The following is a 21,562-nucleotide window of genomic DNA, read 5'->3' as shown; positions in this document are numbered from 1 at the left end:
CGGCCGGGCCTTAGATATGGATGTCGGTCGGACGGGTGCGGCGCATCCATCCGGCGACCAGCATCCGCGTGAAGGTGACGGCGGTGAACACCGAGCTGGCGATACCGAGCAGCAGCACGACCGCGAAGCCGCGGATCGGGCCGGAGCCGAGGATCAGCATGATGCCGCCGGCGATCGCGTGGGTCACGTTCGCCTCGAAGATCGTGCGGCTCGCCTCCTTATACCCCAGTTCGAGCGACTGGAGCACCGATCGCCCACGCCGCCGTTCCTCGCGGATGCGTTCGTTGATGAGCACGTTGGCGTCGACTGCGGTACCGATGGTCAGCACGAAGCCGGCGATACCGGGCAGCGTCAGCGTGGCGTTCAGGAACGCCATCACCGCGATGATCATCAGGATGTTGAGCACCACGGCGATCGTCGAATAGATGCCGAAGCGGCCATAGGTCATCACCATGAACGCGATGACCGCGATGGTGGCGATGATCGCGGCGGTCACGCCCGCCTTCACCGAATCGGCCCCCAGTTCGGGGCTGACGGTGCTTTCCTGCACGACGGTCAGGTCGACCGGCAGCTTGCCCGAACGCAGCGCGATCGACAGCTGATTGGCGCTGTCGACGGTGAAACCGCCGCTGATCGTCGCGCTGCCGCCGAGGATCGGTTCGTTGATGTTCGGCGCGGAGATGACCGAATTGTCGACGATGATTGCGAACGGCTTGCCGGTATTTTCCTGCGTCACCTTCGCGAAGCGGCGACCACCCTCCGAATTGAAGTTAATCGTGACGTTGGGCTGGCCGTTCTGGTCATAGGTCTGACGTGCATCGGCAAGCTGATCGCCCGAGATGATCGTCGAGCGCTTGACCGCGATCGGTGCACCCTGCGCAGGATAAGGCAGGATCTGGCTGCCGGCCGGCGCCTGTCCGCGGGCGACCGCCTGCGGATCGGCGGTCAGGTCGACCAACTTGAATTCGAGCCGCGCGGTCTTGCCGAGCAAGTCCTTCAGCGCCTTCGGATCGGAAAGCCCGGGCACCTGCACGACGATGCGGTTGCTGCCCTGCTGGATGATCGTCGGTTCGCGCGTGCCGAGTTCGTCGATACGGCGGCGCACGACCTCGGTCGCGTCCTTCATCGCATTCTCGACGGCAAGGCGCAGGCCGGCCTGGGTCGGGGTCAGGACGAAGCGCGTGGTGTCGCGCACCTCAATGTCCCATTCGCGCTGGCCGGTCATGCCCGCACCACCGCCGGTCAGGCCGAGCAGCTTTTCGCGCGCGGCATCGACCTGGGTCGCGTCACGGACCATGAAGCTGATCTGCCCGCCCCGCGTCGAAATGTCGCCGATGCCGACACGCGGCTGGCGGCGCATCTCGGTCGCGATCATCTCGCGCATCGCCTCGATCCGGGTCGCGGCGACGTCCTCGGTCTTCGCTTCGAGCAGGATGTAGCTGCCCCCGGCCAGATCGAGACCGAAATTGATCGTCGGCGTCGGCAGCCATGCAGGCAGCTTCGCCCGCGTCGCTTCGGGCAGCAGGCTCGGCACCGCGAACAGCGACAACAGGATCACGGATGCCCAGATGGCGATCCGTTTCCAGCGCGGAAAGTCGAGCATCAGTCGTTCGCGGGCTTGGCGCCGGCGGGCGGCGTGACCTCGGCGATGGTCGCCTTGACCACGCGGACGCGGGTGTTGGCGGCGATCTCAGCCTCGACGAAGGTGTCCTCGACCTTCGTCACCTTGCCGATGATGCCGCCGGCGGTCACGATCTGGTCGCCGCGCTTCACCGCGGCGATCGACGCCTGCAGCGTCTTCATCCGCTTCGACTGCGGACGGATCAGCAGGAAGTAGAAGGCGACGAAGATCAGCAGCAGCGGCGCGATGCCGATCAGCGTGCCGAGGAAACCACCCGATGCCGCGGGCGCGGCGGCGGACTGAGCAAAAGCGGAAGGTACGAGCATTGCTGGCCTGAATGTCCGAGATAGCGGACGCCGCGAACACGGCATCCTGTCAATTGCGGGCAGCTATCATCTGCTTGCCCCCCGCGCAACATTTGCCCGCGCGCACGCTTCGGGCTTGCATGGGCCGAAATCCCGGCCTAAAGGCACGCCCTCTCTGATCGGGGCGTAGCGCAGCCTGGTAGCGCATCACACTGGGGGTGTGGGGGTCGCAGGTTCGAATCCTGTCGCCCCGACCAGAGAGTTTCAGGCGAATCGATCGCGCTTCCCCCTTATTTCGCCGGCACCTTCACCCGCAGCACCCCATCGGGCGCGTCGTGCAGCCGCAGGTACAGCATGTCCTGCGTCGCAGGCACGTCGACCGAACCACCGACGAATCCGGCGGGCAGCGGCGTGGCATCCTGCATATCCGGCCGCGTGCCGATCGCCGCGACGACGAACAGGTCGCGCCCGCTGACCGTGCACCGCTCGCGACAGGCGATCCCGGTCAGCACCGGCAGGCGGACCAGCGATCCCAGCGACTGCCACGCCCCCGCCGCTCCGCCCCGCCATGGCCGGAGACGGAGCGCTCCCGCCGCCGCTGCGCCGAACGCCGATTGCGGCGCGATCGTCGTCACCGCGATATCGTCGCCGACCCGTTGCACCCCGCCCGACGCGACGGTCAGCCGCCTGGTCGTATCGCCATTCGCGACCTCGATCCCGTCCTCGCCCCCGCCCAGACCGCCGGCGATGCGGGTTGAAAAGGTCAGCGTCGCGCCGGTCGGTACCAGCCCCTCGGGCAGTTCGATCGGCAGCGCACCCGCCGGCGTTTCATAGGCGACGCGGCGATCGAGCAAGGTTGCAGCCGGCCGTGCCGGGGCGACCGTCACCGCCACCGAAGCCGTCCGCCCATCGCGAAGCTGCACCGTGGCACTGTCCACCGCTTCTGTCAGCGGCTGTTCGGCGGTCAGGGTCAGGCGATCGCCCTCCCCGACCCGCGTCAGCGCACCCGCCGCGAACCGCGTCGCGCCGAGCGTCAGCCCCGCCACCTGATCGAGCCGCGCGCCCTCGAGCACGCCGTCGCGGTCGCCGACATGGACGGTGAACCGGTCCAGCCGGCTCGGCTCGGCACGCCCGGTCAGCGCGATCTGGTCGGGCGCGACCGCCCCGAAGCGAACGACGGTCAGCGTCAGCGCGCCGGGCCGCGTCTTGCCAAGCGGCAACGTCACGTCGAGCGCATCGGGCGCGGCGGACTTCCAGGTCAGCGACCGGCTAAGGCCAGCCGAATCACGCAGCGTCAGCCCGGCGACGCACGCCGCCGCGCCGCCGCGCAGGACCAGCGGATGGTCGCGCCCGACGATCACCGTCGCGTCGGGCTGTGCGCTCCATGCCCCCTGACCATCGAGCTGCGCCGGAACCCGCGGGCCACTGAACGCATCGAAGCCCCAGCGACCTTGCACCACCGCTTCGGTCACCGGCCCCGCCGCCTGTGCCGCACCGGTCGCCAGCACCAGCCCGCCACGCTCGGCATCGGGGGTGAGCGGCAGCGTCGACACCCGCCCATCGGCGGCGGTCACCCGCAATACCAGATCGCGGGCATAATCGGTCGCGAACAGCAGCGACGCATCGTCGAGCGGCAGTACGAGGTCGGGTTTGGCAAGGCACAGCGCGCCGGGTGCCGCCGACCGCCACAAGGGCGGCGGCGCGTCGCCGATCGGCGGCAGCGGCGCGACCAGCACCGATCGCGGATTCTGGAACGATGGCGCGCTGTTCAGTTGCAGGTGGATCGACTGCCCCTGCCCCAGTGCCAGGGCGGGCAGATATTGATATTGCGCGCTCCGGAACGCGCCGAACAGCCGCGCCAGATCCCGCGCCAGCCCGATATAGGGGCTGTAATAGCCCGCTCCGCCCTCGCGCGTGGCCGCCACGCGATAGGCGAGGTCGACCGGGGCGCCGGTCAGCGTCTCGGTCAGCGTCGCGCCGCGCTGCGCCTGCAACACCAGCGAATCGCGCTGCTGGGTCAGGCACGCCGCCTGCAACGCGCGTTGCCGCAGCAGGCAGTCGGCGTTCAGCTTGATCCGGAGCGCGTCGGCCAGCACCGGCGCGGCGGTGGCGAGCCGTTCGGGCGCACGCTCGCCGATCCGGCCGATCGCGCCGACGAACGCGTCGAGCCGCTGCCGATCGAGCGATGCCTGATACAGGTCCTGCGCCGCACGGACGAACACGCCGGGCCGTCCGCGCACCGCGCCGCGCACTGCCGAAAAGCCGCCGCCGGCTTCGGGGGCGAGGAACAGCAGCACCTGTTCGGCGCCCTCGGGCACCGTGACGGTTAGGACGTTCTTCTTCTTGTTCCACGTCTCGACCGAGAAGAACCAGTCCTTGGGCGGCGGGTTGGTCGCCCCGCGCAGGAAGGCTACGACCAACAGATAGCGTGCCGCCTGATCGTCTGGCAGCAATGCTTTCGCAGTCAGCGTATCGCCGCCGCGCAGCGCCGGCACACCCGCGACCGGCAGTTCGACATCGCCGCGCCTGACCATGACCGACACGTCGGGGCCGGCCAGATCGAACCCGTTCTGTTGGGCCTGCGCGGCATTGGCGAACAGCGCCGACAGCGCGGCGAGCATCAGGAGAACGCGAACCATGCGCGCTCCTATAGCGGACGGCTTATGGCGCGACCAAGGCAGCATCGCGCAGGCCGCGCCAGACACGGATCGCCTGTACCGTCTCCGCCACGTCATGCACCCGCACGATCTGCGCGCCGCGCTCGACCCCGGCCAGCGCCAGCGCAACCGATCCGCCCAGCCGCTCGTTCGCCGGCGCTTCGTTCGACAACGCGCCGATGATCCGCTTGCGACTTGCCCCCAGCAGCACCGGGCAGCCAAGCCCGTGAAACAAGGCGAGCCCGTTCACCAGTGCCAGATTGTCCGACAGCGCCTTGCCGAAGCCGATGCCCGGATCGACCAAGATCTTCGCGCGATCGACCCCGGCGGCGACCACCGCCTCGACCCGCATCTCCAGCCAGTCGAACACGTCGAGCAGCGGGTCGCGATAGCCGTTTCCACCATGCGGCCCCTGTGCGGGAGCGGGCGAATGCATCAGCACCACCGGGCATCCGCTCGCTACAACCACGTCGAGCGCGCGAGGGTCGTAGGCGAGCGCGGCGACATCGTTGACCAGATGCGCGCCCGCCGCCAGCGTCGCCTCCATCACCGCCGCCTTGCGCGTGTCGACCGAGATCGCGACCCCCGCCGCTACCAGTCGCTCGACGACCGGCACGACGCGGGCGATCTCGTCGCCTTCCCACACCGTCGCCGCACCGGGCTTGGTCGATTCGCCGCCCAGGTCGATCAGCGCCGCGCCGGCCGCCGCCATCGCCACCCCGACCGCTGCCGCACCCGCCGGATCGTCGACATGCCGCCCGCCGTCCGAAAAACTGTCGGGCGTGACGTTCAAGATCGCCATCACCTGCGGCTGATCGAAGCGTAGCACGCGCTCGCCGAGGGTCAGCGGCGCACGCGGCGTCGTCATCCGCCGGTGCAACAGCCTAGCCCGCTCGGCCTTCTCCGCAGGCAGGCGCATCACCCAGGCATCGAAACCCTCGACCGGCACGACCGTCCGCGTGCCGCCCCGTTCGCGCACCTCATAGGCTGCGAACCACAACATCCCGCCCGCCAGTCGCGCCACGCTGCCATCGGCCAGCCCGGCCGGCGTATCGACGAAGCGGACCGGCCGGAGATACATCAGGGCTGGGTCGCGAGCAGCCATTGCTGGCGCAGCGCATCGACCGGGGTCAGCCCGTTCGGCCCATCGCTATGCCAGAAGGTCCAGCCATTGCACGACGGCGCATTCTGCAACGTCGACCCCAGCTTGTGGATCGACCCCGCCGCCCCGCAATCGGACAACAGCGACCCATCGGCCAGCACCGTCGCCCGGAACCGGCGCTTGGCATCCATCACCACCGATCCGGCCGGCAGCATCCCGTTTTCGACCAGCACGCCGAACGCGACACGCGGCGGCTTGGTCGGGGCGCGCATCGCCCGGATCGCCGATTCGTCGAGCGGCAGTGCCGCCTCGATCCGTGCCGTCGCCGCCTCGACATAGGTCGCGTCGCGCTCGATGCCGATGAAGTGGCGCCCCAGCCGCTTGGCGACCGCGCCGGTCGTGCCGGTGCCGAAGAACGGGTCGAGCACGACGTCGCCGGGGTTGGTCGATGCCAGCAGCACGCGGTACAGCAGCGCCTCGGGCTTCTGGGTCGGATGCACCTTCGTCCCGTCCTTGCGCAGCCGCTCCGGCCCGCCGCAGATCGGGAATTCCCAGTCCGACCGCATCTGCAGTTCGTCGTTCAGCGTCTTCATCTGGCGATAATTGAACGTGTAGCGCGCCTTCTCGCCCATCGATGCCCAGATCATCGTTTCATGCGCGTTGGTGAAGCGCGTGCCCTTGAAATTGGGCATCGGGTTCGACTTGCGCCACACGATGTCGTTCAGGATCCAGAAGCCCTGATCCTGCACGATCGACCCGACGCGGTAGATATTGTGATAGCTGCCGATGACCCAGATCGTGCCGGCGGGCTTCAGGATGCGACGCGCCTCGGCCAGCCAGTCGCGGGTGAACTTGTCGTACGCGGCGAAGCTGTCGAACTTGTCCCAATCGTCGTCGACCGCATCGACTTGGCTGCCATCAGGGCGCAGCAGGTCGCCGCCCAGTTGCAGGTTATAGGGCGGATCGGCGAAGATGCAGTCGATCGACTTGGCTGGCAGCGAGCGCATTGCATCGATGCAATCGTCCATCAGGATGCGGTCGAGCGGCAGCATGACCGTCTTGGGCGCCTTCACCCGATTTTTTACTGCCACCATCGTCACGGTCCCCCTTAAATTACCGCCATTTCGGGGAATCGGCGAGTCGCGGTCAAGGGGAAATACTTGACTCACGCGGTTGGCTGGATTCGTTGCGACGACGAATCGAGTCGCTGCGGGGCAGATGTTGAGTCTGACCGATCATTCGAGACTCAACATGTGGTAACAAACCGTTCGTCGCAAAATCCTCCCCATATCATGGGGAGGGGGACCATCCGCAGGATGGTGGAGGGGCATGGCCGCAGGCGGAACGCTTGTGGCCCTTCCCCGCCACCACCGCTACGCAGCGGTCCCCCTCCCCACCGTGTGGGGAGGATTTAGAGGAGCATTGCCTGCGCGACCGGGGCGAAGCTGCGCCGATGCAGCGGCGTCGGGCCGAGCGTGCGGAGCGCGTCGAGATGCACCTTCGCGCCGTAACCCTTGTTCGATGCCCAGCCATAGCCGGGATGGAGCACATCCGCCTCGACCATCATCGCGTCGCGCGTCTGCTTGGCAACGATCGATGCCGCCGCGATCGACAGGCTGATCGCGTCGCCACCGACCACCGCGACGCTGGGATGCGACCAGTTCGGGCAGCGATTGCCGTCGACCAGCACCATTCCGCACGCCATCCCCAGCGCATCGACTGCGCGTTCCATGGCCAGCATCGTCGCCCACAGGATATTGAGCCGGTCGATCTCCTCGACGCTCGCGATACCGACGCCGACCGTCGCGCAATCGAGCAGTCGCGCGTGCAGGTCGGCGCGACGCTTCGCGCTCAACTGCTTCGAATCGTTGAGGCCATCCGGAATGCAATCGCGGTCGAGCACTACCGCCGCCGCGACGACCGGTCCGGCCAGCGGCCCGCGTCCGGCCTCGTCCACCCCCGCCACCGGCCCGACATGGCGCGCCTCGTGACTCCAGTCAGGCATCGGCGATACGCCACGGCGGATAGCGCCGCATCTCGCCCGCCTGATACAGGCAGACCTCGTTGCCCGCCGGATCGGACAGCCGCGCCTCGCGCCAGCCCCAGGGGCGGTCGATCGGTTCCTGTGCGAACGACACCCCCTGCCCCTTCAGATAGGGCACGATGACGTCGAGATCGCCGACTTCGAAATAGACCGCCGGCACCTTACGCTCCTCGGTCATTTCGATCGAGAAGGTCGCCCCGCCCTCGGTCTCGAACCGGGCATAGCGGCGGCTGGAACGGACAATGGGTTTCAGGCCCAGCAACCGATAGAAATGCTCGCTGGCGGGCACATCGTTGGCCGGTACCGTCACCTGATTGAGCATCGGCGACCAGCGCGACTGGTTGAGGTCGAGCCGCACCGCCTGTTGCGCCATCGGCCCCGCCCCGCGGCCCAGTTCGTCGGCACCCTGCATTGCGATCCGCACGAAGCTGCGCGCGCGGCCGATCGCCTCGGCCAGCGTCCATTCCTTGGCCAGTTCGCAGGCGATGGCGGTCGACAGGGTGCAGCCGGTGCCGTGCGTCGCCATGCCGTCCACGCGCGGCGCCGACCATTCGACCAGCGGCGCGGTGCCGGGTTTGCGCTGATGCAGGCGGTCGAACACCACCTCGCCCTCGCCATGGCCGCCCTTCTCCAGCAGCGCGCAGCCATGCGCCAGCACCGCATCGGCGCCGCCCAGCGCCGCCAGTTCGGGCAGGTTGGGCGTGGCCACCGTAGCCACCGCCATCAGCCGTTCGAACGCCGCAACGGTAGCTTCATCGGCCAGCCGCGCGCCGCTGGTCGAGATCATGACGGGATCGAACACGACCGGAATGCCGCGCAGCTCGCGCAACCGGTCGGCCAGCGCATGGGCGGTGCGAGCCGATCCGATCATGCCGATCTTGACCGCATCGACGCCGATATCGCGGACCACCGCGTCAATCTGCGCCATCACCATGTCGGTCGGCACGGGATGGACGGCATCGACGCCCAGCGTGTTCTGCGCAGTGATGGCGGTGATCGCGGTCATGGCGTGACAGCCGAGCATCGTCGCGGTCTTGATGTCCGCCTGGATACCGGCGCCCCCGCCGGAGTCGGAACCGGCGACGATCAGGATGCGGGGTGTGGTCATGTCGGTGGCGTTAGCATGACCGGAGCGGAGAGCAAGTTCCTCCCCGCCTGCGGGGAGGGGGACCGTCCGCGCAGCGGATGGTGGAGGGGGTTCGCAACATACGGAACCGTTGCGTTGCGCCGACACCCCCCTCCACCAGCTTCGCTGTTCCCCCTCCCCGCGGAGCGGGGAGGATTTTCACTTTCGGCGGGTCGGGCGATCGACCAGCTCGCCCCGGCAATTCGGACAAACCTCATCGAGTTCGTCCGCACAATCCGCGCAGAAGGTGCACTCGTGCGAACAAATGAACGCGCCATGCGCCGCCGCCGGCAATGGCGCGTCACACCGTTCGCACGCGGGCTTCATGTCCAGCATCAGGCCGCCGCCTGCCGCACCGCGTCGCAGATGCGGTCGACGACCTGTTCGACCTGCGCCTTGTCGTCGCCCTCGGCCATCACCCGGATCACCGGCTCGGTCCCCGACGCGCGCAGCACCAGCCGCCCGCGCCCCGCCAGTTCGGCTTCGACGCCCGCCACCACGTCCCTGACGCGCGGATCGTCGAGCGGCTTGCCGCCGGCGAAGCGGACATTCTTGAGCAGCTGCGGCAGGGGATCGAACCGGTGCAGCACCTCGCTGGCCGGTGCGCCGGCACGCTGCACCTCGGCCAGCACCTGCAACGCCGCGACCAGCCCGTCGCCGGTCGTCGCATAGTCGGACAGGATGATATGCCCCGACTGTTCGCCGCCGACATTGTATCCCGACGACCGCATTTTCTCGAGGACGTGCCGGTCGCCGACCGCGGTGCGGACCAGCCCCAGCCCCTGTGCCGACAGATGGCGTTCGAGGCCGAGGTTCGACATGACCGTCGCGACCAACCCGCCGCCCTTCAACCGCCCGGCGCGCGCCCAGCTGGCGGCGATCGTCGCCATCAGCTGGTCGCCATCGATCACCCGGCCCGCTTCGTCGACCACGATCAGCCGGTCGGCATCGCCGTCCAGCGCGATGCCGATCTGCGCGCCCGACGCCACCACCGTTTCGGACAGCAGTTGCGGCGCGGTCGATCCGACGCGGTCGTTGATGTTCTTGCCATCGGGCGTCACGCCGATCGCGATCACCTCCGCCCCCAATTCCCACAGGGCGGCGGGCGCGACATTGTACGCGGCGCCATTGGCGCAATCGAGCACCAGCTTCATCCCGTCGAGCCGCAGATTTTCGGGAAAGGTCGCCTTGGCGAAGTGGATATAGCGGCCGCGCGCGTCCTCGATCCGCTTGGCGCGACCGATATCGCCGGGCGCCGACAGGTCGATGTCGCTGTCGATCAGTTCCTCGATCGCCAGTTCGTCGGCATCGGACAGCTTGTATCCGTCCGGCCCGAACAGCTTGATGCCATTGTCGTGGAACGGATTATGGCTGGCGGAGATCATCACGCCCATGTCGGCGCGCATCGAATGGGTCAGCATCGCCACCGCCGGCGTCGGCATCGGCCCGACCAGCACCACATCCATGCCGACCGAGGTGAAGCCCGCGACCATCGCGTTTTCGAGCATATAGCCCGACAGCCGTGTGTCCTTGCCGATCACCACGCGGTGGCGGTGATCGCCGCGCCGGAAGTGCGCACCCGCCGCCATGCCGATCCGCATCGCCATTTCGGCGGTCATCGGCTTGCTGTTGGTCAGCCCGCGTATACCATCGGTGCCGAAATATTTCCTTGCCATCGTCCCATACGCCTTCAGGTTGAGCCTTTGCGTGGCGCGGCTATTACCGCCACTTTGTTAAAAGGGCGAGCATGTCGCAAGCGACCAGAATTTTGGCGGGATTGGGTGCGGGGCTGGCGCTGGGCATCGTGCTGGCCGGGCAATCGCCCGACACCGCGCTGTCGGGCATCGCTGTCGCCGAACCGATCGGCACCGCGTGGCTGAACGCGCTGCGCATGACGATCGTGCCGCTGGTGGTGGCGCTGCTGATCACCGGCATCGCCCAGACGGCAGAGGCGGCCCGCGCCGGACGGATCGCGACCCGCTCGCTGCTGCTGTTCATCGTCATCCTGTGGACGTCGTCGGCACTCGGCGCGCTGGTCACGCTGACGCTGCTCGACCTGTTCCCGTTGGGCGACACCGCCGCGCAAGCGCTGCGCGCGACGTTCGGCACCGCGGCGCCGGCGGCAAAGGTCCCGCCCTTCACCGACTTCCTCGTCGCGATCGTGCCGACCAATCCGGTATCGGCGGCAGCGAACGATCAGTTCCTGCCGCTGATCCTGTTCACGCTGGTCTTCGGCTTCGCGATGACGCGGCTGCCAAAGGACAACCGTCATGTGCTGGTGCGCCTGTTTCAGGCGATTGCCGACACGATGCTGATCGTCATCAACTGGGTGTTGTGGCTGGGGCCGATCGGCGTGTTCGCGCTCGGCTATGTCGTCGGCGCGCGGGCCGGCACCGCCGCGTTCGGGGCGCTGGTCCATTACGTGCTGGTGCTGATGACGGTCGGACTGTCGATATGGCTGCTCGCCTATCCGCTCGCGCGGTTCGGCGGGCGGGTGTCGATCGGGCGCTTCCTGAAAGGGACCGCGCCGGCACAGGCGGTGGCGATCTCGACGCAAAGCTCGCTTGCCTCGCTGCCGGCGATGTTGAAGGGATCGGGCGATCTGGGCGTGCCGGTCGCAACCTCGGGCGTGGTGCTGCCGATGGCGGTGGCGCTGTTCCGTGCGACCGGGCCGGCGATGAACCTCGGCGTCGCGCTGTACGTCGCGCATGTGTTCGGCGTACCGCTGGGCGCCGGGCAGATCGCGGCGGGGATCGCGGCGGGGGCGATCACGACGATGGGCGCGGCAAGTTTGCCCGGGCAGATCAGCTTCGTTTCGTCGATCGCGCCGATCGCGGTGGCGATGGGCGTGCCGGTCGAGCCGCTCGCCCTGCTGGTCGCGGTGGAGACGCTGCCGGATATCGTGCGGACGCTCGGCAATGTGACGATGAACGTCGCGGTGACGACGGTGATCGGCGAGCGGGTCGGCGGGGAACGGGTAAGCGAGGCGGACGCGATATTGGCGGACGGCTAAATCCTCCCCGCTCCGCGGGGAGGGGGACCGCCGCGAAGCGGTGGTGGAGGGGGACCGCGGCGCAACGCAACGCTTCCGTATGCGGACACCCCCCCCCTCCACCAGCCTTTGGCTGGTCCCCCTCCCCATGAAATGGGGAGGATTTGGCGTTCCGCTCGCGGCAGCGGGCCGGAACGCCCCACCTCTGCCCTACTTCATCAACACCAGTTCTTCCGCCATCGTCGGGTGCAGCGCCACCGTCTGGTCGAACGCCTCCTTCGTCAGCCCGGCCTTCACCGCGATCGCCGCCGCCTGCAGGATCTCCGGCGCATCCGGCCCGATCATGTGCAGCCCGACGATCCGCCCGGTCACGTCGTCACAGATCATCTTGTACAGCGCGCGTTCGTTGCGCCCGGCCAGCACGTTCTTCATCGGGCGGAAGTCGGACAGATAGACCTTCACCGACCCCAGCTTCGATTTCGCCTCGCCCTCGGTCATGCCGACGCCCGCCATCGGCGGATGGCTGAAGACGGCGGAGGGGATGCAGTCGTAATCGACCGTCACGTCCTTGCCGCCATAGGTGCGGTCGGCGAACGCCTGCCCCTCGCGGATTGCGACCGGGGTCAACTGCACCCGATTGGTGACGTCGCCGACCGCATAGATCGACGGACAGGTCGACTGCGCCTGCTCGTTCACCTTCACCGCGCCCTTGGCATCCAGCTCGACGCCAGCGGTCTCCAGTCCCAGCCCGTCGGTATTGGGCACGCGCCCGGTCGCGAACATCACCATGTCGACCGTCACCGGCTCGTGGTTCGACATCTTGACCGTCAGGCAGCCATCCTCGCCCTTCTCGATCCCCTCGAACTCGGCATGGAAGCGGAATTCGATGCCCTTGGTCATCGAAATCTGCAACAACCGGTCGCGGATCGATTCGTCATAGCCGCGCAGGATCACGTCGGTGCGGTTGATGAGGATGACGTGCGCGCCGAACTGATGGAACACGCCCGCGAACTCGTTGGCGATATAGCCTGCCCCTGCGATCAGGATGCGCTTGGGCACGCCGTCCAGATGGAACGCCTCGTTCGAGGTGATGCCATGTTCGGCGCCAGGGCAATCGGGCACCGCCGGCCGCGCGCCGACCGCGATTAGGATGCGCTCGGCAGTGACTTCGCGACCACTCGCCAGCCTCACCGAATGCGGCCCGGTCACCGTCGCGCGTTCGTGGATGATGTCGACGCCGTGATTTTCGAGCGTGCTGGTATAGGCGCCGTTGATCCGGTCGACCTCGCTTAGCACATTGTCGCGCAGTCGCGGCCAGCTGAAGTCGCATTGCGACGGCACGTCCCAACCAAACGCCTTCGCATCGCGCAAATCCTCGGCGAAGTGCGCGCCATAGACCAGCAGCTTCTTCGGCACGCAGCCGCGGATCACGCAGGTGCCGCCGACGCGATACTCCTCCGCCACCGCCACCTTCGCGCCATGCGCCGCCGAGACGCGGGCGGCGCGGGTGCCGCCCGATCCCGCGCCGATGACGAACAGGTCGTAGTCGTATTCGCTCATGCAAGTCCTGCCCGTGTCAGAAGGTCGTTGGTCGACGCATCGAACGTCTGACCACCGCGATCGGCTGCCTTCGCCATTTCCTTGCCCAGCTCGACCCCGAACTGATCGAACGGATTGATGCCGAGCAGCGCCGCATTCACGAATGTCCGCGCCTCGTAGAACGCGATCAGCGCGCCGAGGCTGCGGGCGTCGAGATCTTGCAGCAGGATCGTCGACGACGGGCGATCCCCGGCATAGGCTCGCGCCGGATCGTCGTTGGTCTTGCCCGCCATCAGCGCCGCGCCCTGCGCAAAGGCGTTGAGCAGCAGCTGCCGGTGATGACCGGGGTCGAGCGTATCGCCCGCCTCGATCACCGCAACGAATTCGAGGGGGACGATCCGCGTCCCCTGATGCAGCAGTTGGAACACCGCATGCTGCGCATCGGTGCCGACCCCGCCCCAGGTGATCGCCGCCGAATTGCGGCCCAGCGGCTCGCCCGCCGCCGTCACCGACTTGCCGTTCGATTCCATTTCGAGCTGTTGCAGGTAGGACGGCAGCAACCGCAGCCGCTCGTCATAGGCAAAGGTTGCCCGCGTCTCGCAACCGGCGACCTGCGAATAATAGAGGTCGGCAAAGGCGGCGAGCACCGGTGCATTTTGCGTCCAGTCGGCAAGCCGGAAATGGCGATCCATCTCGGCCGCGCCCCCTAGCAACTCCTCATAGGCCTGGAACCCCAGCGCCAGCGCGAAAGGAAAGCCGATCGACGACCACAGTGAATAGCGCCCGCCGACACTCTCGGCGAACGGCAGCACGCGGGTCTCGTCGACGCCCCATTCCACCGCCTTGTCGGGCGCGGCGGTCAGCGCGATGACCCGGCCATAGGGGTCCTCGACCCCGCCTTCGCTCATCCATGCCAGCGCCGATGCGGCGTTCAGCATCGTCTCGGTGGTCGTGAAGGTCTTCGACGCGACGACCAGCAGCGTGGCGGCGGGATCGAAATCCTTGACCGCCTCCTCCATCGCCACGCCATCGACGTTCGACACGATCGCGACGTCATATTTGTCCTCGTCACGCCCCAAAGCGTCGAAGATCAGATCGGGACCCAGCGCCGACCCGCCGATGCCGACATGCAGGATGTGGCGGACCGGGCCGAAGGCATCGGCCTCGATCGCGTCGATCACCTGCCGCATCCGCGCCTGGAACCCGCGCGCCTGCGCGACGTCGTCGGGGTTCCCCTCTCCCCGCTCGGCGGTATGCGTCGCGGCACGGCCCTCGGTGACGTTGACGACCTGCCCGCTGAACAGCGCATCACGCTTGGCAGCCAGTTCCATGGTCGTCGCCAGCCCCGAAAACGCGGCCAGCGCGGCATCGTCAAGATGCGTCTTGGCAAAGTCGAAATGGATGCCGCCGACATCGAGGGTCAGCTTGCCCAGCCGATCGGCATCCTGTTCGAACAGTTCGGTCAGCCTGGTTTGCTTAAGCCCTTCGATCGCGGACCAGTCCTGCATCGCCATATCGTCCCTCATCTGCCGTCGGTTGACTTGGCCGATGCCCTAGGGCGGATGACGGGGGGAGGTCCAGCACGATCAGAGCGGCGGCCCTCCCAAACGTCATGCCAGCGCAGGCTGGCATCTCCGTCCGCATGGCGATACGTCCGACCCATGCGTGGCGGCTGGACCTACATCATGGCGAACCGCCCGTTCGGCATGACCTATGTCGGCGTCACCGCCAATCTGGCCGCCCGCATCTGGCAGCACCGCCGGGACGAAGGGTCCGCCTATTGTCGCAAGTACGGGATCAAGACGCTGGTCCTGGCCGAACATCACGACGACATCGAAACCGCGATCCGGCGCGAGAAAGCGCTGAAGGCGTGGCGGGCCGAATGGAAGCACCGGTTGATCGCGGAATCGAGTCCGGAATGGCGGGACTTGTTCGACGACATCGTTTGAGTTGCGGGAGACCCCAGCCTGCGCTGGGGTGACGTATGCGGCTATGCGTCCTCTTAACCTACGTCACCCCAGCGCAGGCTGGGGTCTCCCGCAACTCTAGCTCGGCCCCTCGCCGCCCCAACCCGCTTGACGCCCCGCCCTGCCCCACGCATGGCGGAACCATGGCTCTCGATCCGACCCGCACGACTCCCGCCGCCCCCAAGCCGAAGCGTTCGGAAGGGGCGGACCTGATGGTCTTCCTGCTGAAGCTGGCGATCGTGGTGTTCATCATCCGCTCGTTCCTGTTCTCGCCTTTCTCGATCCCGTCGGGGTCGATGCAGCCGCGGCTGCTGATCGGCGACTATCTGTTCATCACCAAATGGAACTACGGATATTCGCGCTATTCGCTGCCGTGGAACCTGCCGCTGATCCCTGGCCGCATCCTGCCGCGCACCCCGGCGCGCGGCGACGTGGTGGTGTTCAAGGCGCCGCCGACCGCCAAACAGGACTATATCAAGCGAGTGATCGGCATTCCGGGCGATACGGTGCAGATGCGCGGCGGCCAGCTGTTCCTGAACGGAAAGGCGATCCCCAAGCAGCGCATGCCCGATTTCGTGGTGCCGGTATCGCCCAACACCGACTGCGCCTATGAATTCCAGCGCGTCGTCGCCGAAAAGCAGGTCTGCGCCTATCCGCAGTATCGCGAAACGCTGCCGGGCGGAAAGAGCTACAACGTCCTCGACCTCGGCACGACCGAGGCCGACGATACCGGCGTCTTCACCGTACCCGCAGGGCACGCGTTCCTGATGGGCGACAATCGCGACGACAGCGCCGACAGCCGCTTCCCCGCACGCGAAGGCGGCGGGATCGGCATCGTACCGCTGGAAAATATCGAGGGGAAGGCGGTCGTGAACTTCTTCTCGACCGACGGATCGGCGCAGTGGCTGCTGCCCTGGACTTGGGTATCCGCGGCGCGGTGGAACCGTATCGGGGAAGGCTTCTGAGCGACGCCCTTCCCCGCTGGGTCGAACAGGCGCTGGGCCGCGCCCCAACCCGCATCGACGATTATGCACGCGCGCTGACCCATGGCAGCACTGCCAAGGCTACCTATGAGCGGCTCGAATTTCTCGGCGACCGCGTGCTCGGCCTCGCGGTCGCGGAATGGCTGTACGACCGCTTCCCGACCGAGAGCGAAGGCGCGCTGTCGAAGCGGTTCAACGCGCTGGTCACCGGCGCGGTCTGTGCTGAGATCGCGCGCGGGATCGGTGTCGTCCCCCATCTGAAACTCGGCAAGCAGGCGCGCGACGATGGTGCGGGCGACAGCGACAATGTGCTCGGCGACGTGATGGAGGCGCTGATCGGCGCCTTCTATCTCGACCATGGCCATGACGCCGCGCGGGCGCTGGTCCGTTCGCTATGGGGATCGCGGATCGATGCGCAGCTGCGCGTCCCCCGCCACCCCAAATCGGCGCTGCAGGAATGGGCCGCCGCCCACAATCGCCGCCCGCCCGAATATGCGATCGTCGACAAGAGCGGCCCCGGCCACGCCCCGCGCTTCACCGTCCGCGTGACGATCGGCAAGCTAGCCGCGATCGAGGCGACCGGCACGTCGAAGCAGGAGGCCGAGACCGCAGCGGCCAAGGCGCTCCTCGCGCAACTGGGCGGCTAAGCCGACCCTATTTCGCCGCGCCGGTCTGCTTGTCGAAATCGGCCTTGGTCACGTTCAGCATCAGCTTGTTACCCTTGACCGCAAAGACGTCTGCCGGGATCATCGCCCGCGAACTGCCCGACAGCAGCTGCACGCCTTCGGGCTTCACCGCCTCGATCGTGCCGAGCGCCGCGCCGGTCGAGTCATAGACATTCGCCCCGACCAGCAGGTCGGCGGCCACCGCCGGCACGATGCGGTTGGTGTTGCGCCGCGTCGGCCGGGCATTGGTCGTCGTCCCCGCCTCGTCGCGCAGATTGTCTAGCGCGAATTGCTGGTCGCGGTCGCTGGTGGCGGCGCGCGAGGTGTCGTTGCCCAGCCGCCCGTCGGTCGACGGCGCGCCGCCGGTCGTTACCTGCGCCTGAGCCGAACCTGCACCGAATGCCAGCATTGCGGCGACCAAAGCGAACCTCAGCTTCATCCCTACCTCCTGTAACACCCGCATTGCGCGGTATTGTTTGCGCTAACGCTACGCCGGTACGTCCGACGTGGCAAAGGTTTCCATCGTTACCGCCCACCCAGCACCCGCAATTCGATCCGCCACCACCCGATCGCCCACAGCGCGCCGAACAGCCACCCGGCCAACACGTCGCTCGGCCAATGCACCCCCAGATAGACGCGGCTTGCCCCGATCGCGATCACCAGCAGCACCGCCGCCGCCATCGCGAACGCCCGCGCCGCCGGACGCCGCAGCAGCGGCCAAGCGAGTGTCGCCAGCGTGAGGTACACGATCGCCGAATTGGCAGCATGGCCGCTCGGAAAGCTGTTCGACGTCTCCGCCATCAGATGCGGGACGAGGTCGGGCCGGGTCCGCGCGACCGCATGCTTGAGAAGCACGTTCGCCCAGCTCCCGCTAGAGCAGGCTAGCGCGACCAGCGCCCCGGTCCGCCACCGCCCCATGCTGGCGAGCAGCAGCGCAACGAAGGCGACAAGGATCGTCAGCACCGTCGTACTGCCCAGCGCGGTCACGTCGCGCACCATCGAGGTGAAGCGCACCGACCCGATCGGCGTCCCGTCGCTGCCGCGCAGCGCCAGCATCAGCCGCCGGTCGAGCGCGAAGACGTCGCCCTGCATCACCCGCGTGCCGAGGAAGAACAGCAGCAACAGCACGCCGCCAGCGGCCGCGATGCCGATGATGCTCCACGGCATGCGGCGTGACGGGCGGGGTTCGGGACGGAGCGGATCGGGCATGCCCGACCGAACGCGGCACGCAGCCAAATGGACGCGCCGGGCCAGAACGCCTTAGGCGGCGGCCGGCAATGCCCCCGCATCGCCAGCATCGGCGATCCGGAACTGCGCCAGCGACCGGGCCAGCCCGTCCGCCCCGGTCAGCAACCGCGCCAGCGTCTCGTCCGCCTCGCCCGCCGCGGCGGCGTTGCGTTCGGTCACGCGGGCAATGTCACGCATCCGGACATCGACATCCTGCACCTCGCGCGCCTGCCGTTCCGCCGCGCCCGCCAGATCGGTGACCAGCGTCGACATTTCCTTCACGTCGCGCAGGATCAGCCCCAGCTTGCCGCTGGCGGTCCCGACCAGGTCGACACCCTCGATGGCGCAGGCGCGTGCCGATGTCAGCGACTGGGCGATGTCGTGGCTCGCCGCGCGCAGCCGGGCGGCGAGCTGGCTCACCTCCTTGGCAACCACCGCGAAGCCGTTGCCCGCCGCCCCGGCACGTGCCGCCTCCATCTGCGCGTTCAGCGACAGGAGGTGCGTCTGTTCGGCGATCGACCGGACCAATCCGGCGATCGCACCGATCTGTTCCGAACTCTCGTCGATCCGCGCCATCGCCCGCACCGCCTCCGCCACCGTCCGGCGCGACTGTTCGGCGGCCTCGCCGGTCGAATGGGCGACCTCGGCGACGCGTCGGACGCCCGCCGTATTGTGGTCGATCAACGCCGTGACCTGCGTCAACCGGTCGCCGACGATGGCGATCGCCGTCGATTGTTCGACGGTCCGCTGGGTCAGCTGTTCGCTGGCGACGACGATGCTGCGTGTATCGCGATCGACAGCACCCACCATCCGCTGCACCCGCGCCAACAGGCTGCCCAGCTGCGCCAGCGCCGAGTCGTAGTCCTGCTTCAGCACCGCCGCATCGCCCGACAGCCCGCCGGGCAGGCGGAAGGTCAGGTCGCCGCGAGCGATCGCCGCCAGCCCGGCACCGATGATCCGGATCGTCGCCCGGTCGCGTTCGGCATCGACGCGGACCCGCCGCGCGGCCTCCTCCGCATCGCTCGCGCGCGCCTCGATCAGCCGCTGCGCTTCGGCCTCCAGCCGCTCATTCTCAATCCCTGCCACCCGAAACACCTCCAGCGACCGGGCGATCCGGCCGATCTCGTCGCGACGGCGGCGCTTGTCCGCCGGTACGGTCGTGGTAAAATCGCGCTGCGCCAGCTGGTCGACGATGGCGCTCAGCCGCGCCAGCGGGTTCGCGATCGACGTGGTCAGCAACCACCCCATCGCCACCGCCATCGCCATCAGGGCGATGCCCCCGCCGCCCAGCGCGAAGAAGGCGTGCGACATGGTGCTGTGCAGTTCGTCCTCGCGCGCGGCGATGCGCCGTTCCTCGATCTCACGCAGCGATGCGATCATGCGGTTGATATAGGTGACGCGCACCTTCGGCCCGGCCGCGATCAGGATAGCGGTCGCCTGTGCCCGCCCGCCCGGCCGGCGCGCCATTGCCAGCAACGGATCGCCGTAATGACGGCTCCAGTCCGCATAGGCGGCGACCGCATGTTTCACCAGCGCCCGTTGTTCGGGCAGGTCGACCAGCGTGGCTAGGCTCGCCATCGACTCCGCGAATTGCGCCCGCCCCTCGTAATAGGTGTCGAGATAGTCGAAATTGCCGGTCAGCAACACGCCGCGCATCTGCGAATTGGCGCGGATCACGCCTTTTTCGGCGACGTGGGACAGACGGATGATCTTGGCGCTTTGCTCGTTCCGGTCGACGGCGTCGTGGATCGACTCGATCTGACCGGCGACCATGCCGATCAGCAGGATCGCCATGGTCAGCAGGATGCCGAACGCGATAGTCAGCTTCGCACGCGTGGAGCCGTCCCGGAACCGGATCATCGCCCTTCGTAGCCGCATCGACGGTCGCATCCCCTTCGCCGGCCATGGTGCCGTCGATGCCGGCCGCTATGGGCCCGGCCACCGATCTTGCGATGCCGCTCTCCACCCCGAATAACGGGGCGTGGCTAAAAAGGGCTTAACGGCGCAATGACTTGGCCGGCAGGTGCGGTGGTGAGCCCGTCGGGATTCGAACCCGAGACCTACAGATTAAAAGTCCGTTGCTCTACCAACTGAGCTACGGGCCCACGAAGCCCCGCCCCCTAGTCCCGCGGACGGGCGCGGTCAACCAGTTGGTGCAGCTGGCGCATCGTCCGCCCGCTGACCGGATCGCGCCAGCCCGGCGCGATCCGGGTAAGCGGTCGCAGCACGAAGTCGCGCGTGCGAAACGCGACGTGCGGCACGGTCAGTCCCGGTCCCGACCAGCACCCGCCCGACCACAGCACGATGTCGAGGTCGATGACTCGCGATCCCCAGCGCCGCCCGCGCCGCCGGCCGAACGCGCGTTCGATCGCCTTCAGCCGCGCGAGCATTTCGGGTGGCGACAGGTCGCTGTCGATCAGGACCGCCGTGTTGGCATAGCGCCTGAGCGACGGGCCCAGCGGCGCGCTGCCGATGATCGGCGCCACCGCCCTCACCTCGCCCAACGCCGCGATCGCCGCGCGTACCTCGCTGGTCGGGCCACCATGTCGCCCCCGCCGGTTCGATCCGATCGCAATCGCATAGGTTGAGGTCGCCATCGCCCGCGCCTATCGCCCGCGCATGGAAAGCACCACCCCGACCGAACCGTCCCGCGACTGCCCGCGCTGCCCCCGTCTCGTCGCGGTGCGCGAACAACTGCGCATCGACCATCCGACATGGTGGAACGCGCCGGTCCCGGTGTTGGCCGACGCCGATCCGTGGCTGGCGATCATCGGCCTCGCGCCCGGATTGCAGGGTGCCAACCGCACCGCCCGCCCGTTCACCGGCGACCGGTCGGGGCCATTGTTCTGGGACACGCTGATCGCCGCGGGGCTGGCCGAGGGCGTCTATACCGGCCGGATCGAGGATGCACCGGTGCCGAAGGGCATCGCGATCGTCAACGCCGTCCGCTGCCTGCCGCCGGAAAACAAGCCGAGCCCGGAGGAAATCCGCACCTGCCGCCCGTTCCTCGATACCGATCTGGCGGCGATGCCGTCGCTGCGCGTCGTCGTCGCGCTGGGTGCGATCGCGCACCAGTCGGCGGTGAAGGTGCTCGGCGGACGCCTGCCCAAGGCGCCGTTCGCCCATCTGGCGGAACATGTCATGCCGGGCGGGCGGACGCTGATCGATAGCTATCACTGCTCGCGCTACAACCAGAATACCGGGCGACTAACGCCGGAGATGTTCGCCGCAGTGTTCGCGCGCGCCATCGAACTGCGCGACACCCGCTGAATCCGCTTGTGCCGCGGCTCCGGCCCGGTAGCGTGGCCGGCAGAGAATATAGGGGGATTGCCGC

At 67.9% G+C, this 21,562-nt stretch carries 20 protein-coding genes and 2 tRNA genes; 6 read left to right on the top strand and 16 right to left on the bottom strand.

Going from position 1 to position 21,562, the window contains the following annotated elements; genetic code table 11:
* Positions 1-10: 10 nt before the first annotated feature.
* Together secD and yajC are read right to left on the bottom strand one after the other, a co-directional pair.
* Positions 11-1,603 carry a protein translocase subunit SecD gene (gene secD / locus ACTHQV_RS01730; protein WP_440488053.1) on the bottom strand — a complete coding sequence of 531 codons (1,593 nt, stop codon included), beginning with the start codon at positions 1,601-1,603 and terminating at the stop codon, positions 11-13.
* The gene (gene yajC / locus ACTHQV_RS01725) at positions 1,603-1,947 is read right to left on the bottom strand and encodes a preprotein translocase subunit YajC (protein ID WP_440488052.1); all 345 of its coding nucleotides are present in this window, start codon (positions 1,945-1,947) and stop codon (positions 1,603-1,605) included. Before yajC ends, secD begins: the two co-directional genes overlap by 1 nt.
* Positions 1,948-2,106: 159 nt before the next feature.
* Here yajC and ACTHQV_RS01720 point away from each other — a divergent pair.
* Positions 2,107-2,183: transfer RNA gene (locus tag ACTHQV_RS01720), tRNA-Pro, on the top strand.
* Positions 2,184-2,216: 33 nt separating this feature from the next.
* On the opposite strand, the gene ACTHQV_RS01715 is transcribed toward ACTHQV_RS01720, so the two are convergent.
* The 7 genes from ACTHQV_RS01715 to glmM all read right to left on the bottom strand — a co-directional run bounded on the left by ACTHQV_RS01715 (position 2,217) and on the right by glmM (position 10,531).
* Positions 2,217-4,565, bottom strand: coding sequence for a hypothetical protein (locus ACTHQV_RS01715; protein ID WP_440488051.1), 2,349 nt, complete (start codon positions 4,563-4,565; stop codon positions 2,217-2,219).
* Between the two features lie 22 nt (positions 4,566-4,587).
* Positions 4,588-5,664: a dihydropteroate synthase gene (folP, locus tag ACTHQV_RS01710; protein WP_440488050.1), complete on the bottom strand. Its 1,077-nt coding sequence runs from the start codon at positions 5,662-5,664 to the stop codon at positions 4,588-4,590.
* Positions 5,664-6,779 (bottom strand): site-specific DNA-methyltransferase, encoded by a 1,116-nt coding sequence (locus ACTHQV_RS01705; protein ID WP_440488049.1) that lies wholly within the window; start codon positions 6,777-6,779, stop codon positions 5,664-5,666. The genes folP and ACTHQV_RS01705 overlap by 1 nt, the downstream gene beginning before the upstream one ends.
* A 317-nt stretch (positions 6,780-7,096) precedes the next feature.
* Positions 7,097-7,690, bottom strand: a complete 594-nt coding sequence (locus tag ACTHQV_RS01700; RefSeq protein WP_440488048.1) for a ribonuclease HII — start codon at positions 7,688-7,690, stop codon at positions 7,097-7,099.
* Positions 7,683-8,837, bottom strand: a complete 1,155-nt coding sequence (thiD, locus tag ACTHQV_RS01695) for a bifunctional hydroxymethylpyrimidine kinase/phosphomethylpyrimidine kinase (RefSeq protein WP_440488047.1) — start codon at positions 8,835-8,837, stop codon at positions 7,683-7,685. Before thiD ends, ACTHQV_RS01700 begins: the two co-directional genes overlap by 8 nt.
* 177 nt (positions 8,838-9,014) lie before the next feature.
* Positions 9,015-9,191 (bottom strand): DUF1272 domain-containing protein, encoded by a 177-nt coding sequence (locus ACTHQV_RS01690; protein ID WP_440488046.1) that lies wholly within the window; start codon positions 9,189-9,191, stop codon positions 9,015-9,017.
* Positions 9,191-10,531, bottom strand: coding sequence for a phosphoglucosamine mutase (gene glmM, locus ACTHQV_RS01685; RefSeq protein WP_440488045.1), 1,341 nt, complete (start codon positions 10,529-10,531; stop codon positions 9,191-9,193). Before glmM ends, ACTHQV_RS01690 begins: the two co-directional genes overlap by 1 nt.
* Positions 10,532-10,602: 71 nt before the next feature.
* Between glmM and ACTHQV_RS01680 the strand changes: the two genes are divergently transcribed.
* A complete protein-coding gene (locus ACTHQV_RS01680) occupies positions 10,603-11,868 on the top strand; it encodes a dicarboxylate/amino acid:cation symporter (RefSeq protein ID WP_440488044.1) in 1,266 nt (421 codons plus the stop codon).
* Positions 11,869-12,057: 189 nt separating this feature from the next.
* On the opposite strand, the gene gorA is transcribed toward ACTHQV_RS01680, so the two are convergent.
* Entirely contained in the window at positions 12,058-13,407 is a 1,350-nt protein-coding gene (gorA, locus tag ACTHQV_RS01675; protein WP_440488043.1) for a glutathione-disulfide reductase, read from the bottom strand.
* A complete protein-coding gene (pgi, locus tag ACTHQV_RS01670; RefSeq protein WP_440488042.1) occupies positions 13,404-14,912 on the bottom strand; it encodes a glucose-6-phosphate isomerase in 1,509 nt (502 codons plus the stop codon). Before pgi ends, gorA begins: the two co-directional genes overlap by 4 nt.
* A gap of 135 nt (positions 14,913-15,047) precedes the next feature.
* Between pgi and ACTHQV_RS01665 the strand changes: the two genes are divergently transcribed.
* The 3 genes from ACTHQV_RS01665 (at position 15,048) to rnc (ending at position 16,983) form a co-directional block, all read left to right on the top strand.
* A complete protein-coding gene (locus ACTHQV_RS01665) occupies positions 15,048-15,335 on the top strand; it encodes a GIY-YIG nuclease family protein (RefSeq protein WP_440488041.1) in 288 nt (95 codons plus the stop codon).
* A 161-nt stretch (positions 15,336-15,496) separates the two neighbouring features.
* Positions 15,497-16,318 carry a signal peptidase I gene (gene lepB / locus ACTHQV_RS01660; protein WP_440488040.1) on the top strand — a complete coding sequence of 274 codons (822 nt, stop codon included), beginning with the start codon at positions 15,497-15,499 and terminating at the stop codon, positions 16,316-16,318.
* Positions 16,315-16,983 carry a ribonuclease III gene (rnc, locus tag ACTHQV_RS01655; RefSeq protein WP_440488304.1) on the top strand — a complete coding sequence of 223 codons (669 nt, stop codon included), beginning with the start codon at positions 16,315-16,317 and terminating at the stop codon, positions 16,981-16,983. The genes lepB and rnc overlap by 4 nt, the downstream gene beginning before the upstream one ends.
* Positions 16,984-16,990: 7 nt before the next feature.
* Here the strand turns inward: rnc and ACTHQV_RS01650 are convergent, their stop codons facing one another.
* From ACTHQV_RS01650 to folK, 5 genes are all read right to left on the bottom strand, one after another.
* Positions 16,991-17,440 carry a hypothetical protein gene (locus tag ACTHQV_RS01650; protein WP_440488039.1) on the bottom strand — a complete coding sequence of 150 codons (450 nt, stop codon included), beginning with the start codon at positions 17,438-17,440 and terminating at the stop codon, positions 16,991-16,993.
* An 86-nt stretch (positions 17,441-17,526) separates the two neighbouring features.
* Complete coding sequence (locus tag ACTHQV_RS01645; RefSeq protein ID WP_440488038.1) at positions 17,527-18,210, bottom strand: phosphatase PAP2 family protein; 684 nt, start codon at positions 18,208-18,210, stop codon at positions 17,527-17,529.
* Positions 18,211-18,261: 51 nt separating this feature from the next.
* Complete coding sequence (locus ACTHQV_RS01640; protein WP_440488037.1) at positions 18,262-20,088, bottom strand: methyl-accepting chemotaxis protein; 1,827 nt, start codon at positions 20,086-20,088, stop codon at positions 18,262-18,264.
* A gap of 169 nt (positions 20,089-20,257) precedes the next feature.
* A tRNA-Lys gene (locus ACTHQV_RS01635) sits at positions 20,258-20,333 on the bottom strand.
* A 15-nt stretch (positions 20,334-20,348) separates the two neighbouring features.
* On the bottom strand, positions 20,349-20,825 hold the full coding sequence (folK, locus tag ACTHQV_RS01630) for a 2-amino-4-hydroxy-6-hydroxymethyldihydropteridine diphosphokinase (RefSeq protein WP_440488036.1): 477 nt from the start codon (positions 20,823-20,825) through the stop codon (positions 20,349-20,351).
* A 22-nt stretch (positions 20,826-20,847) separates the two neighbouring features.
* On the opposite strand from folK, the gene ACTHQV_RS01625 reads away from it, so the two are divergent.
* Entirely contained in the window at positions 20,848-21,498 is a 651-nt protein-coding gene (locus ACTHQV_RS01625) for a uracil-DNA glycosylase (RefSeq protein ID WP_440488035.1), read from the top strand.
* Positions 21,499-21,562 lie beyond the last annotated feature (64 nt).

Source organism: Sphingomonas sp. SAFR-052, assembly GCF_051965015.1.
Lineage (GTDB): Bacteria > Pseudomonadota > Alphaproteobacteria > Sphingomonadales > Sphingomonadaceae > Sphingomonas.
The sequence above is the reverse complement of the archived record's forward strand: the minus strand, read 5'-3'. Positions and strand labels throughout refer to the sequence as shown.